General features: G+C 38.6%; 12 protein-coding genes. 7 read left to right on the forward strand and 5 right to left on the reverse strand.

Annotation, left to right across the window (positions count from 1 at the left end; translation table 11 throughout):
- The first annotated feature begins 4 nt into the window (after positions 1 to 4).
- Entirely contained in the window at positions 5 to 1,276 is a 1,272-nt protein-coding gene (gene hisS, locus KP713_RS04295) for a histidine--tRNA ligase (RefSeq protein ID WP_065265293.1), read from the forward strand.
- A gap of 17 nt (positions 1,277 to 1,293) precedes the next feature.
- Positions 1,294 to 1,908 carry a YfgM family protein gene (locus KP713_RS04300; RefSeq protein WP_065265294.1) on the forward strand — a complete coding sequence of 205 codons (615 nt, stop codon included), beginning with the start codon at positions 1,294 to 1,296 and terminating at the stop codon, positions 1,906 to 1,908.
- Positions 1,909 to 1,961: 53 nt separating this feature from the next.
- Here the strand turns inward: KP713_RS04300 and KP713_RS04305 are convergent, their stop codons facing one another.
- The gene (locus KP713_RS04305) at positions 1,962 to 2,723 is read right to left on the reverse strand and encodes a class I SAM-dependent methyltransferase (RefSeq protein WP_215769953.1); all 762 of its coding nucleotides are present in this window, start codon (positions 2,721 to 2,723) and stop codon (positions 1,962 to 1,964) included.
- 7 nt (positions 2,724 to 2,730) lie between these two features.
- Positions 2,731 to 3,147 (reverse strand): EamA family transporter, encoded by a 417-nt coding sequence (locus KP713_RS04310; protein WP_140577954.1) that lies wholly within the window; start codon positions 3,145 to 3,147, stop codon positions 2,731 to 2,733.
- An 86-nt stretch (positions 3,148 to 3,233) separates the two neighbouring features.
- On the opposite strand from KP713_RS04310, the gene KP713_RS04315 reads away from it, so the two are divergent.
- Genes KP713_RS04315 through xseA form a run of 3 tightly spaced genes read left to right on the forward strand, consistent with a single transcriptional unit; the run spans position 3,234 to position 6,139 of the window.
- Positions 3,234 to 3,542 carry an RnfH family protein gene (locus KP713_RS04315; protein WP_005639243.1) on the forward strand — a complete coding sequence of 103 codons (309 nt, stop codon included), beginning with the start codon at positions 3,234 to 3,236 and terminating at the stop codon, positions 3,540 to 3,542.
- A gap of 2 nt (positions 3,543 to 3,544) precedes the next feature.
- Positions 3,545 to 4,759 carry a ribosomal protein uL16 3-hydroxylase gene (locus KP713_RS04320; protein ID WP_215769954.1) on the forward strand — a complete coding sequence of 405 codons (1,215 nt, stop codon included), beginning with the start codon at positions 3,545 to 3,547 and terminating at the stop codon, positions 4,757 to 4,759.
- A gap of 60 nt (positions 4,760 to 4,819) precedes the next feature.
- Positions 4,820 to 6,139: an exodeoxyribonuclease VII large subunit gene (xseA, locus tag KP713_RS04325; RefSeq protein WP_215769955.1), complete on the forward strand. Its 1,320-nt coding sequence runs from the start codon at positions 4,820 to 4,822 to the stop codon at positions 6,137 to 6,139.
- Positions 6,140 to 6,203: 64 nt separating this feature from the next.
- On the opposite strand, the gene KP713_RS04330 is transcribed toward xseA, so the two are convergent.
- A complete protein-coding gene (locus tag KP713_RS04330; RefSeq protein WP_065265300.1) occupies positions 6,204 to 7,523 on the reverse strand; it encodes an NCS2 family permease in 1,320 nt (439 codons plus the stop codon).
- A gap of 233 nt (positions 7,524 to 7,756) precedes the next feature.
- Between KP713_RS04330 and KP713_RS04335 the strand changes: the two genes are divergently transcribed.
- Positions 7,757 to 8,287 (forward strand): inorganic diphosphatase, encoded by a 531-nt coding sequence (locus KP713_RS04335; RefSeq protein ID WP_005630160.1) that lies wholly within the window; start codon positions 7,757 to 7,759, stop codon positions 8,285 to 8,287.
- A gap of 328 nt (positions 8,288 to 8,615) precedes the next feature.
- Entirely contained in the window at positions 8,616 to 10,853 is a 2,238-nt protein-coding gene (locus KP713_RS04340) for a nitric-oxide reductase large subunit (protein ID WP_215769956.1), read from the forward strand.
- Positions 10,854 to 11,051: 198 nt separating this feature from the next.
- On the opposite strand, the gene mglC is transcribed toward KP713_RS04340, so the two are convergent.
- Positions 11,052 to 12,062 carry a galactose/methyl galactoside ABC transporter permease MglC gene (gene mglC / locus KP713_RS04345; protein WP_048953854.1) on the reverse strand — a complete coding sequence of 337 codons (1,011 nt, stop codon included), beginning with the start codon at positions 12,060 to 12,062 and terminating at the stop codon, positions 11,052 to 11,054.
- A 15-nt stretch (positions 12,063 to 12,077) separates the two neighbouring features.
- Positions 12,078 to 13,604, reverse strand: coding sequence for a galactose/methyl galactoside ABC transporter ATP-binding protein MglA (gene mglA / locus KP713_RS04350; RefSeq protein WP_215769957.1), 1,527 nt, complete (start codon positions 13,602 to 13,604; stop codon positions 12,078 to 12,080).
- Positions 13,605 to 13,653 lie beyond the last annotated feature (49 nt).

The raw sequence follows: 13,653 nt of genomic DNA on the forward strand, positions 1-13,653 counted from the left end.
GCTCGTGGCTAAAACTATTCAAGCAATTCGCGGAATGAACGATTGCTCCCCTACTGAATCTCCATTGTGGCAATGGATTGAAGCGCAAGTACGCCAGGTATTAAACAATTATGGTTATTCCGAAGTGCGTATGCCAGTTGTAGAAAGCACACCATTATTTGCGCGTGCAATCGGTGAAGTAACCGATGTTGTTTCAAAAGAAATGTACACATTTTGGGATAACGACGAACAATTAACCTTACGCCCTGAAGGCACTGCAGGTTGCGTGCGTGCCGCCATTGAACATGGTTGGATCTATAACAATGAACAACGTTTATGGTATATGGGGCCAATGTTCCGTCATGAACGTCCACAAAAAGGTCGTTACCGTCAATTCCATCAAGCAGGTGTTGAGGTATTCGGTATTGCGAATCCAGAAATCGATGCCGAATTAATCATGCTTACCTATCGTTTATGGAAAGCATTAGGTATCGATCAACATGTGACACTTCAACTTAACTCAATTGGCTCTTTAGAAGCACGAGCAAATTATCGTTCAGCTTTGGTTGGATTCTTAGAAAATCATCAAGATTTAATGAGCGATGAAGAAAAAGATCGATTGGTAAAAAATCCGCTTCGTATTTTGGACACAAAAAATCCAGAATTACAAAAAGTATTAGATAACGCACCAAAATTGCTTGATTATCTAGATGATGAAAGCCGTGAGCATTTTGGACAATTATGTTCATTATTAAATGCTGTTGGTATTCAATATGAAATTAATCCTAAACTCGTTCGTGGCTTAGATTATTACAATAAAACTGTATTTGAATGGGTAACCTCAGCCCTTGGTGCACAAGGTACCGTGTGTGGCGGTGGTCGTTATGACGGTTTAGTGGAACAACTTGGCGGACATGCAACGCCAAGCATCGGATTTGCGATGGGATTAGAGCGTTTAATCTTGTTGGTACAAGAAGTTAATCCAAATGTTCCGGTTAAAAGTGCGGTGGATATTTATGTTGTTTATCAAGGTGAAGGCACAACATTAGCCGCTTTTGAATTAGCAGAAAAAGTACGCTCAGAATTACCGCACTTAAATACTATGTTGCACTGCTCTGGCGGTAATTTCAAAAAACAATTTAAACGTGCAGATAAATCTGGTGCAACATTGGCATTAGTTATCGGCGAAAGCGAAGTTCAAAATAAACAAGTCGTTGTTAAACACTTACAAGGTGGTGCAGATCAGCAAACCTTAGATTTAGTGAATATAATCGACTATATTCAAACTCAATTTTAATTTAAAAGGGGAAAAACATGGCTTATTCCATTGAAGAAGAACAAGAGATTAACCAGTTGAAAGACTGGTGGAAAGAGAATGGCAAAACAATTATTGTCGCCTTTATCTTAGGTGTGGGTGGTATGTTTGGATGGCGTTATTGGCAAGCGCACCAAGCAGAACAAATCGCTCAAGCTTCAGCTCAGTATGATGCGTTAATCTATTCTGCACAACAAGATGAACAAGCTAAAAAAGCAAATATAGAACAATTTGTGCAAGCTAACAGCAAAACTGCATACGCTGTCTTTGCTTTGTTAGATGAAGCGAAAAAAGCGACTGAAAAACAAGATTTTGTAGCAGCAGAAGTAAACTTAAATCAAGCATTAACTCAATCTCAAGATGAAGTATTAACATCTATTGTTGCATTACGTCTAAGTGCGGTGCAATTTCAATTAGGTCAATTAGATAATGCGTTAACCAGCTTAAATCAAGTGAAAGGTGAAAGTTTTAATGCTCGTAAAGCGATTTTAACTGGCGATATCCAAGTCGCCAAAGGAGATAAAGTTGCGGCTAAAAACAGCTTTGAGCAAGCACAACAAAGTGGTAGCCAATTAGAACAACAAATGGCCAAAATGAAATTAAACAATCTTTAAAAAATAATACCCGCATCAAGATGCGGGTATTTCTTATCTTTTTAGCCACAAAATCACACAACCTTCCTAGCAAGGATAAAAAGCAAAACGGGGCGATGCTGTAAATCTTTAAATTCATGATGCCATTGAACCTGATCTGCTAACATAGGTTCTTCCATTTGCTCAATTTGAAAACCTACTTTAATCAAATTATTAATAATCGTTGCAGTCGTACGATGATAAGTCTTAAAAGTCTGCTTAAACCAACTCCGTTCTCTTTCTCCTTCATCTCGATAATGATTCAAACGGTAAGCAATTTGCTGTTTATTCTCATTTTTTTCCCAACGTTCCCCCGTCTTATGGCAGGTCGTGATAGGATGTTCTTGAGAAAAAACAAGCACACCATTTGCTTTCAACTTATTAAAAATTGCAGACAACAATTGAGGAAATTCTTTTACATAATGAAAAGCAAAAGAACTCGTAATTACATCAAAATTATCTTCTGGCAATTCAATAAGTTTTTCCATAGGTAATTGATAAAGAGAAAAACAATCTTTAAATTCACCGCGCTTTTCTAAATCAATTTTAGCTTGCTTTAACATATTTGCGGACAGATCGATTCCAACTACGTGTCTAGCGCCTCTTGATAAATAAAGTGCTAAATGTTCACCAGCCCCACACCCAAGATCAAGTAATTTTTTTCCTTGTAAGTCTGACAAAAGTGAAAGCATTGTCGGTTTCTCAACAACTTCATTTAGACTAATAGGATTAGAACGAAGCTTTTGGTAAAGCTCAAAGAAATTTTCTTTATCGTAAACACTGATTTGATTTATCATATTTTTACTATAGCGCCAAAACAAGTACACCTGATAAAATTAAAATACTACCGATAATTAATTTTAGGCTGAGTGGCTCCCCTAAAATGACAACCCCCAGCATAATCGCAATAACTACACTTAATTTATCAATCGGTGCAACCCAAGAGGCAGGGGCAAGTTGGAGCGCGCGATAATAACAAAGCCAAGACAACCCGGTTGCAATACCTGATAAAATCAGAAAACTAAACGGTTTTACTGCAATATGCTGTGGCAATTGCCACTCGTTACGAGCAGATAGAATGCCTGCCGTCACAAATAAAATGACAAGAGTTCGAATAAAGGTGGCAAGATTACTATTCATCCCTTCTACACCAAGCTTGCCTAAGATTGCCGTGAGCCCTGCAAAAAATGCAGAACCTATCGCAAAAAATACCCAACTCATATTCTTTCCTTATTTACCCACAGCCCCTAAAATTCGCTACACTTTTCCGCTATAATAACGGAAATTTTTTTTATGAAGAAGTAAAAATGAATCAGATTAACATTGAAATCGCTTATGCTTTGCCCGAACGTTATTATTTGAAATCTTTTCAAGTTGATGAAGGAATCACCGTGCAAACTGCGATTACTCAATCAGGGATTTTAAGCCAATTTCCAGAGATTGATTTGAGCACAAATAAAATTGGGATTTTCAGTCGTCCAATAAAATTGACTGATGTATTAAAAGAGGGCGATCGTATTGAAATTTATCGTCCATTACTTGCTGATCCAAAAGAAATTCGCCGTAAACGTGCAGCAGAGCAAGCTGCAGCCAAAGACAAAGAAAAAGGAGCTTAAAAATGACCGCACTTTCATCTGTTGATTTTTGTTTACCTGAACATATCACGACAGAAATTTTTCTACGTGATTATTGGCAGAAAAAGCCACTTGTGATTCGTAACGGTTTGCCTGAAATTGTTGGGCAGTTTGAGCCACAAGATATTATTGAGCTTGCACAAAATGAAGATGTTACTGCTCGTTTAGTGAAGACATTTTCTGATGATGATTGGAAAGTTTTTTTTAGCCCTTTAAGCGAGAAGGATTTTCAAAAGTTACCAGAAAAATGGTCAGTGTTAGTTCAAAATTTGGAGCAATGGTCGCCTGAATTAGGACAACTTTGGAACAAATTTGGCTTTATTCCTCAGTGGCAACGTGACGACATTATGGTGTCTTACGCGCCGAAAGGTGGCTCTGTTGGTAAGCATTATGATGAGTATGATGTATTCTTGGTGCAAGGATATGGTCATCGTCGTTGGCAATTAGGTAAATGGTGTGATCCAAGTACCGAATTTAAACCCAATCAGCCAATCCGTATTTTTGACGATATGGGCGAATTGGTGATTGATGAAGTGATGAATCCGGGCGATATTTTGTATATTCCAGCCCGTATGGCACATTATGGTGTGGCTGAAGATGATTGTTTAACCTTTTCTTTTGGCTTGCGTTATCCAAATTTAAGCAATTTGATTGATGGGATAAGCAAAGGTTTTTGTCATCAAGATCCTGATTTAAATTTAAATGAGTTTGATTTACCGCTACGTTTAAGCCAGTCTGAACAACGTACAGGTAAACTTGCGGATGAAAATATTCAAGCAATGAAACAGCTTTTATTAGATAAATTGGCCCATTCAGAAGCTTTTGATGCATTGTTTAAGCAAGCCGTAGCAAGTGCAGTGAGTTCTCGTCGTTATGAGTTATTAGTCTCTGATGAAATGTGCGATCCTGATGAAGTGCGATCAATTTTAGAAGAGGAGGGGGCATTCCTTTCTCAAGACAACAATTGTAAATTGCTTTACACCGAAAATCCGCTGCGAATTTATGCGAACGGCGAGTGGTTAGATGAACTTAATGTGATTGAGACCGAAGTGTTGAAACGCTTATCTGATGGTGAAAGTTTGGACTGGGCATTTTTATCAAATTTAGTAAATGAAACCGAAGATCCTGAAACCTCAATGGATTTACTGTTGGATTCCATTTGTAACTGGGTTGATGATGGTTGGGTCATTATAGAATAATCAAGCTTCCCTCTTTAGAAAAGAGGGGGATTATCTTTAACTTTTAAGCCATAACAAATTATGTCGGACAATATTTATTCCGTCTCTCAACTGAATTCTGCTGCGCGCCAGATGCTCGAAGGAAATTTTTCACAAATTTGGTTAACGGGTGAAATTTCCAATTTTACGCAACCCGTGTCTGAACATTGGTATTTAACGCTGAAAGATGAAAATGCACAGGTGCGTTGTGCGATGTTTCGCATGAAAAATTTGCGTGTTGCTTTTCGTCCGCAAAATGGGATGCAAGTGCTTGTGCGTGCCAATGTCAGTTTATATGAGCCTCGTGGTGATTATCAGCTTATTATTGATTCTATGCACCCAGCCGGTGAAGGTTTGTTGCAACAGCAGTTTGAAGCATTAAAAATGAAATTGGCCGCGGAAGGATTATTTGCTCAAAATCTTAAGAAAAATCTACCGTACTTTAGTAAAGCGGTTGGGATTATTACGTCTTCTACAGGTGCGGCATTGCAAGATATTTTGCATATTTTGGCACGCCGTGATCCAAGTTTAAAAGTCGTTATTTATCCCACTGCAGTACAAGGCAAAGAGGCGACAGCAGAAATTGTGCAAATGATTGAACTTGCCAATCTGCGACAAGAAGTGGATGTATTAATTGTTGGCCGTGGTGGTGGTTCATTAGAAGATCTTTGGTGTTTTAATGAAGAAGAAGTGGCGAGAGCGATTTTTCGTTCAACCTTACCTATTATCAGTGCTGTGGGGCATGAAACGGATGTAACGATTGCCGATTTTGTCGCAGATCTTCGTGCGCCGACCCCTTCAGCTGCGGCTGAATTAGTGAGTCGTAATCAAGATGAATTATTACAACAACTTCGCCATCAACAGCAACGTTTAGATATGGCATTTGATCGTTTATTTACTCGAAAAAGCCAGCGTTTGAAACAGATAATCTTAAAATTACACAATCAACATCCACAGAATCAGCTACGCACTCAACAAGCGAAAAATGAACAACTTACGCATCGCTTGCAACTTGCTATGTTGCGTCAGTTTGAAAATACACAACAAAAATTCACCGCACTTTCTTCTCGTTTGAAACAAAATCCATTGCCATATCGAGTGCAACGTCATCAACAACGCTTAGAGCAGTTACAAGTGCGGTTAAATTTTTGCGTAAATCGGCAACTGGCGGAACGTCAAAATAAACTGGCAACGTTATGCGGAAAATTGGATGGTTTAAGCCCGTTGAAGGTATTGGCGAGAGGTTATTCCATTGCGGAAAATGCTCAAGGAAAAGCAATAATAAGTACTCAAGATGTGAAGAAAGGTGAATGTATCACGACGCAAGTTAAAGACGGAAGAATTATCAGTAAAGTTATATAATATTTGTCATTTACATCAATAAGCAAAGGGAGTAGCAAATAAGATACTCCCTTTTGTTATTTAATTATGATAATGCCCAACCGCCTGCATAGAATGCAACAAGTACGATTGCAATAATCACAGTCCCTACATTTAAGCGTTTAATATCGCCACTCACGATTCTTCCAATCACTAATGCCGCAAAACCTAGCATAATGCCTGTTACGATGTTAGCGGTAAGTACGATAAACACTGCGCAGATTAATCCGCTCATCGCGCCAACGAAATCATCGAAATCTAATTTGCTTACATTGCTTAACATTAATAAACCAACATACATTAATGCTGGGGCAGTTGCGTATCCAGGCACTAAGAAAGCTAATGGTTGAAAGAAAAGCATTAATAGGAATAACACACCAACAACGATTGCAGTAATACCGGTTTTACCGCCTGCTGCTGTTCCTGCTGCTGATTCAATATAAACAGCAGCTGGTGCTGTACCGAATAAGCCTGAGAATAAGCTACTGATTGAGTCTGAAGTTAAAGCTTTACCGCCATTGATAATTTGACCGTCTTTATCAAGTAAGTCTGCTTGACCTGCAACTGCGCGAATAGTGCCCGTTGCATCAAATACGGCGGTCATTACCAACGCAAATACGACAGGTAAGATTGCGGGTTGTAGTGCGCCCATAAAGTCTAATTGTAAGAAAAGAGAATTTTCACCAAAGGTTGGCATTTTGAAAATCTCTCCGCCAAATTTTACATTTGGATCAAAAATTAAACCTACGATAGTAATAGCGATAATTACCCATAAAATGCCGCCTTTAATTTTCATTTTTTCAAGGCCGATAATGAGCGCTAAACCAATTAAGGACATCATTACAGGGAATGAGGTGAAATCGCCTAATTTTACTGGTAAGCCAGCTTGGTTGTTGACGACTAAACCTACGCCGTTTGCCGCAATTAAAAGTAAAAAGAGTCCGATACCAATGCCTGCTCCGTGAGCGATACTGGATGGTAAATTACGCAAGATCCATGCACGAATACCCGTGGCAGAAATTAAGGTAAACACAACCCCCATTAAGAATACTGCGCCTAGCGCAACAGGAATGGCAACCTTTTGACCAATTACTAGGCTAAATGCTGTAAAAGCTGTAAGAGAAATTGCACAACCAATTGCCATTGGTGCATTTGCCCATAAGCCGATTAAGATAGACCCTAATCCTGCAACTAAGCAGGTGGCAATAAAGACAGATTCCGCCGGAAAACCTGCAGCACCTAGCATATTGGGTACCACGATTACAGAATAAACCATTGCTAAGAACGTGGTTAAACCCGCGATAATTTCTTGACGAACAGTTGAACCACGTTGCTTGAGCTCAAATGTTTTTTCTAAAGTTGGCATAGTGTTCCTTAAAGTTGAGTGAAAAATTGAAGTGAATAAGGCGCGCTATTTTACATCATAAAAATGAGAAGTAAACGTTTGCGTTAGTTTTGTTTAGAATAAAGTGTGGTCAAAATTATGAATAGTTATGAAATAATCTATTTGCTGATTTTCTCTACAAATGAGACTGCGAGTCAGCAGAAAAACTGCTATACTTGTCACGTTTTTTAACTTGATAAAATGAAGGAAACAAAATGGCTGATTTTAATCAAATTTTAACGCCAGGCGATGTAGATGCTGGCATTATCAATGTAGTAAACGAAATTCCAGAAGGTAGCTGCCATAAAATTGAATGGAATCGTAAAGTTGCGGCATTCCAATTAGATCGTGTTGAGCCTGCAATTTTTGCAAAACCAACTAACTATGGTTTCATTCCACAAACTTTAGATGAAGATGGCGATGAGTTAGATGTGTTATTAATCACTCGTCAACCATTAGCAACAGGTGTATTCCTTGAGGCTAAAGTAATTGGTGTCATGAAATTTGTTGATGATGGCGAAGTGGATGACAAAATCGTTTGTGTTCCAGCAGATGATCGTGATACAGGAAATGCCTATAATTCATTAGCAGATTTACCTGCGAACTTAATTAAACAAATTGAGTTCCATTTCAATAACTATAAAGCGCTTAAGAAACCTGGCTCAACGAAAGTAACGCATTGGGGCGATGTAGAAGAAGCGAAAGAAGTGATTCGTGAGTCTATTAAACGTTGGAATGAACGTTAATTAACTTTAAAGATAAAAGAGCGGTGATATTTCACCGCTCTTTGTATTAGAATTACACAAACCAATTTTAATCCCGCCAATCACTCCAATTTTAATTTTGAATAAGCATCTGATTACTAAACATTTAAGTGTGGTTAAATCATTTTTTAATCACACTTTTTTTAATTCCAATCAAAATAACCTACTAATTTAGTCAATTACTTTGTTTGGGGTATTATTTTAACGCCACAATACCCGATATAATTAGTCAGGTATTTTACTTTATGTAAAATATTTGCCTATGATTTTAAATAGGAAGTTAATTTTTCAATAACCTAGGAGTGATAAAATGGGACAGTATAAAAAGTTCTGGTACCTATTAGTCGCCGTATTGATTGGGTCATTCTCAATTTTAGGCTACTACGGGTTCGAAGTTTATCGTGAAGCACCGCCAATTCCGCAACAATATGTTTCTGAATCTGGCGAAAAAGTGATTACGCACGATGATATTTTACATGGTCAAACCGCTTGGCAAACTACAGGCGGTATGCAAGTGGGGTCAGTTTGGGGCCATGGTGCATATCAAGCACCAGACTGGACAGCAGATTGGCTTCACCGTGAACTAATTAACTGGTTAGACATTACAGCGAATCAAGAGTTTGGTAAAAACTTCGCTGATTTAAATGATGAACAACAAACTTTATTAAAAGCGCGTTTAACCAAAGAATATCGCGGTAGTAAAGTTGAAAACGGTACCGTTGTGCTTTCTAACACCCGTTTAGCAGCAATGGAAAAAACGGCACAATACTACATCTCTTTATATAGTGATGATCCTGCAACTAAAGTGACTCGTGAACACTTTGCGATGAAGGATAATACCCTTCCTGACTTACAAGCGCGTAAAGACTTAGCTAAATTCTTCTTCTGGACAGCATGGACTGCCTCAGCTGAACGTCCAAATACTCATGCAAGTTATACCAACAACTGGCCACATGAGCCGTTAATCAACAACGTACCAACACCAGAAAACGTCATTTGGTCTATTGCAAGTGTCGTATTCCTCATTGCAGGTATTGGTTTCGTGGTATGGATTTGGTCATTCAAAAAACGTGAAGATGAAAAAGAACCAGCAACACCTGAATTCGATCCACTTACAAAATTACAACTTACCCCTTCTCAACGTTCGTTAGGTAAATACCTCTTCACTGTGCTTGCATTATTCTTACTTCAAGTGAACTTAGGGGCGATTGTTGCTCACTATACCGTTGAAGGTCAAGAATTCTATGGTATTGATATTTCTCAATACTTACCTTATTCATTAGTGCGTACATGGCATATTCAAGCAGCATTATTCTGGATTGCGATGGCATTCTTAGCTGGCGGTTTATTCCTTGCACCAATCATCAATGGTGGTAAAGATCCGAAATTCCAAAAATTGGGGGTAGATGTTCTCTACTGGGCATTAGTGGTATTAGTAGTGGGTTCATTTACTGGTAGCTACTTAGCGATTGCGCATATTCTTCCTGAAGAATGGAGCTTTATGTTCGGTCACCAAGGTTACGAATTCATTGACTTAGGCCGTTTCTGGCAAGCAGTGAAATTCGCAGGTATCTTGTTCTGGTTAGTCTTAATGCTTCGCGGTACAGTGAATGCGTTCAAACAACCCGGTGATAAAAACTTATTGGCATTATTCTTCGCTTCCGTCATTGCGATCGGGTTATTCTATGGTCCAGCATTATTCTACGGCGAGCACACTCACATTTCTGTGATGGAATACTGGCGTTGGTGGGTAGTTCACCTATGGGTAGAAGGATTCTTCGAAGTATTCTCTGTAGCGGCACTCTCATTCATCTTCGTAAGTTTAGGTTTAGTTTCACGTCGTACTGCGACTGTGGCAACCATTACTGAAGCAGCGTTGTTCTTAATCGGTGGTATCCCTGGCACTTTCCACCACTTATACTTCGCGGGTGCAACCACTCCAATTATTGCTGTAGGTGCATCATTCTCTGCACTTGAGGTGGTACCTTTAGTATTATTAGGTCACGAAGCATGGGAACATTGGGCAATGAAACAAAAAGCACCTTGGATGGAACGCTTAAAATGGCCTCTTTACTGCTTCGTAGCCGTCGCATTCTGGAATATGTTAGGTGCAGGTGTATTTGGTTTCTTAATCAACCCACCAATTTCACTCTACTATGTTCAAGGCTTGAACACGACTGCTGTTCACGCTCACGCTGCATTATTCGGTGTGTATGGCTTCTTAGCATTAGGTTTCGTCTTCTTAATCGCTCGTTATTTACGTCCAGATACACCATTTAACGATAAGTTAATGAAATGGGGATTCTGGTTATTAAACGGCGGTTTAGTACTGATGATCGTATCAAGCTTACTACCTATCGGTGTTATCCAAGGATATGCAAGTATCTCAGAAGGCTTATGGTATGCACGTAGTGAAGAATTTATGCAACAGCCATTATTCGATACCTTACGTTGGGTACGTCTAGGCGGTGATGTGGTATTCATCTTCGGTGCACTAGCCTTCTTCTGGCAAATCTTTACAATGATTTTCTTCAGACCTAAACATTAATTAAGCCTTCCCAAAAGCGACTTATGTAAAAGTAAGTCGCTTTTTATTTATATAGACTATAAATACTTAATGATTGATTTCAACATAGTTACCAAGAAACATCTCTTTCAGAATTCTACCTACCTTTAAGATTTATATAAAAAATAACCGCACTTTACAAAGTGCGGTTATTTTCTCTACTCTTTTTATCTAGAATAATTATTTCTTCTTCGCATATTTTAATGAGTCAATGGCTACCGCTAAAATAATAATGCTACCTTTGATGATGTATTGCCAGTAAGGGTTTACACCGATGTAAGTTAAACCGTAGTTTATAACTGTAAAGATGATAACGCCAGTGATGACACCAATTACTGTCCCTACACCACCCGCGAAGGATACGCCACCCACTACGCAAGCGGCAATCGCATCTAATTCATACATAAAACCTAAGTTGTTAGTTGCAGAACCGATACGGCCTGCTTCGAGCATCCCCCCAAAGGCATAAAACACACCGGCGATCATATAAATCACAACTAAATTACGTGCAACATTCACGCCTGAAACTTTTGCAGCTTCCGGATTTCCCCCAATAGCAAAGATATTTTTACCAAAACGGGTTTTGTTCCACATTATCCACACCAGAAATGAAGCAATTGCAGCATAAATAGTAATATAAGAAAGCTTGAAACTCCCAATTCGGAAAAAGCCTTGAGCAAATGTTGAGAAATTTTCACTAAAACCAGCGATTGGCGATCCACCTACAGCATCATAGTATAGTGAGTTGAAACCATATACGATAATCATGGTTCCCATAGTTGCAATAAACGGTGTTACATTTAAGTAAGCAATAACCAATCCATTTATTAAACCAATAATTGCTCCCACAGCACAAACGGCAAGAATAACAACAGGAATTGGAATTTCACCCATTTCAGGAAATACGCGGTTCATATTTTCCATTGATTGCAACATAGTTGCAGAGATAACTGCAGCCAAACCAACTTGACGACCAGCAGATAAGTCCGTTCCTTGTGTAATTAATAAACCAGCAACCCCAAGCGCAATAATTAAACGAACTGAAGATTGAGTTAAAATATTACTAAAGTTCATCAAATTTAAGAATGTTGGATCTTGCGCAATAATAATACCGAGCAAAATCAATAGCACAAAATAAATGGCATTTTGCTTTAAGAAATCAAAGGATTTGTTTTTTTGTAAGGCACTCATAATCTGTTCCTTTTGTTATAAATATTTCGCAGCGAGTTGCAAAATTTCTTCTTGCGAAGTTTTTGCAGTTTCTACAACACCCGCCAATTTACCGTTACTCATCACTAAAATACGGTCAGTTACACCTAGTAATTCAGGCATTTCTGATGAAATCATAATAATGCCTTTGTCTTTTTTAGCGAGTTCTTGAATGAGTTGGTAAATTTCAAATTTAGCCCCAATGTCGATACCGCGAGTCGGCTCATCAAGCATCAGAATTTCAGGTTGAGTTAAAAGCCAACGACCAATAATGACCTTTTGTTGGTTACCGCCGGAAAGAGAACCAATTGTTGTTCTATGTGATGGTGTTTTAACATTCATTGAATCAATCACCCACTGAGTATCACTTTTCATTTTCTTCGTGCTAAGTAATTTCCATGGGGTGAGATAAGATTTCATATTTGAAATCAATGAGTTAAATTCAATGCTTAAATTAGAGTAAATACCTGTTGAACGACGCTCTTCAGTTACCAATGCAAAGCCATTATTAATCGCTTCAAGTGCGGTATGATTTTTCACGGTTTTTCCGTGCAACTTGATAGTTCCTTCGGTTAATTCACGTACACCAAAAATAGCTTCAACGATATCAGTACGTTTAGCCCCCACAAGGCCTGCAATACCGAGAATTTCACCTTTTCGTAATTCAAAAGATACGTCTTGAATGGATGGTTGATTTTTAGCGGTAAGATTTTCCACCTGTAAAATTACTTCTTTTGGCGTGTTTGTTTTTTCAGGGAAACGCTGTGTTAATTCACGACCTACCATCATTCCGACAATTTGTTCCATGCTGGATTCTTTCACGTTTACCGTGTTGATCCATTTACCGTCGCGTAAAATAGTAATTTCATCACAGATTTTGAAGATTTCATCCATTTTGTGAGAAATATAAATAATTCCGCAACCGCGTTGTTTTAATTTGTCGATAATTTTAAACAGATGCTCAACTTCTTTTTCAGAAAGCGAGGATGTGGGTTCATCCATGATTACGATTTTAGCGTTATACGAGAACGCCTTCGCAATTTCGATCATCTGCATTTGAGAAACTGAAAGTTTGGCGACCTTTTCTTTAGGATCTACATCAATATCCAATTCATCAAAAATCGCTTTAGTATCACGGTACATTTTCGCGTGATCGACAAAAGGTCCTTTAAGTGGATAGCGTCCAAGCCACAAGTTATCCATTACGCTAGTTTGGCGCACGAGGTTGAGTTCTTGGTGCACCATTGAAATACCATTCTCAAGGGCTTCTTTAGATGTTTTAAAATTGACGGGTTTACCTAAGAAAAGGATTTCACCTTCATCTTTGGCATAAATACCGAATAAACATTTTAGTAATGTAGATTTACCCGCGCCGTTTTCACCCATTAAAGCATGAACAGAATGTGATCGAACCGTTAAGTTTGCGTTATCTAAGGCTTTTACGCCTGGAAAGGACTTGCAGACATTGGTCATTGTGAGCAGCACTTGGCTGTCTTGACTTTGAGTTTGAGTTTGAGATGTCATATCCAACCTCGTTAAAAAGGGGAAGGGCAACTTCCCCTTGGATTACAAC

The sequence above is a fragment of the Haemophilus sp. SZY H36 genome, assembly GCF_018829625.1.
Lineage (GTDB): Bacteria > Pseudomonadota > Gammaproteobacteria > Enterobacterales > Pasteurellaceae > Haemophilus > Haemophilus haemolyticus_K.

Excerpts from the sequence above, each read along its gene's own strand:
- KP713_RS04335 (WP_005630160.1), top strand. The coding sequence starts at position 7,757 with ATGGCTGATTTTAATCAAATTTTAACGCCAGGCGATGTAGATGCTGGC.
- KP713_RS04305 (WP_215769953.1), bottom strand. The coding sequence starts at position 2,723 with ATGATAAATCAAATCAGTGTTTACGATAAAGAAAATTTCTTTGAGCTT.
- KP713_RS04340 (WP_215769956.1), top strand. The coding sequence starts at position 8,616 with ATGGGACAGTATAAAAAGTTCTGGTACCTATTAGTCGCCGTATTGATT.
- KP713_RS04320 (WP_215769954.1), top strand. The coding sequence starts at position 3,545 with ATGACCGCACTTTCATCTGTTGATTTTTGTTTACCTGAACATATCACG.
- mglC (WP_048953854.1), bottom strand. The coding sequence starts at position 12,062 with ATGAGTGCCTTACAAAAAAACAAATCCTTTGATTTCTTAAAGCAAAAT.
- KP713_RS04310 (WP_140577954.1), bottom strand. The coding sequence starts at position 3,147 with ATGAGTTGGGTATTTTTTGCGATAGGTTCTGCATTTTTTGCAGGGCTC.
- KP713_RS04330 (WP_065265300.1), bottom strand. The coding sequence starts at position 7,523 with ATGCCAACTTTAGAAAAAACATTTGAGCTCAAGCAACGTGGTTCAACT.
- mglA (WP_215769957.1), bottom strand. The coding sequence starts at position 13,604 with ATGACATCTCAAACTCAAACTCAAAGTCAAGACAGCCAAGTGCTGCTC.
- KP713_RS04300 (WP_065265294.1), top strand. The coding sequence starts at position 1,294 with ATGGCTTATTCCATTGAAGAAGAACAAGAGATTAACCAGTTGAAAGAC.
- xseA (WP_215769955.1), top strand. The coding sequence starts at position 4,820 with ATGTCGGACAATATTTATTCCGTCTCTCAACTGAATTCTGCTGCGCGC.
- KP713_RS04315 (WP_005639243.1), top strand. The coding sequence starts at position 3,234 with ATGAATCAGATTAACATTGAAATCGCTTATGCTTTGCCCGAACGTTAT.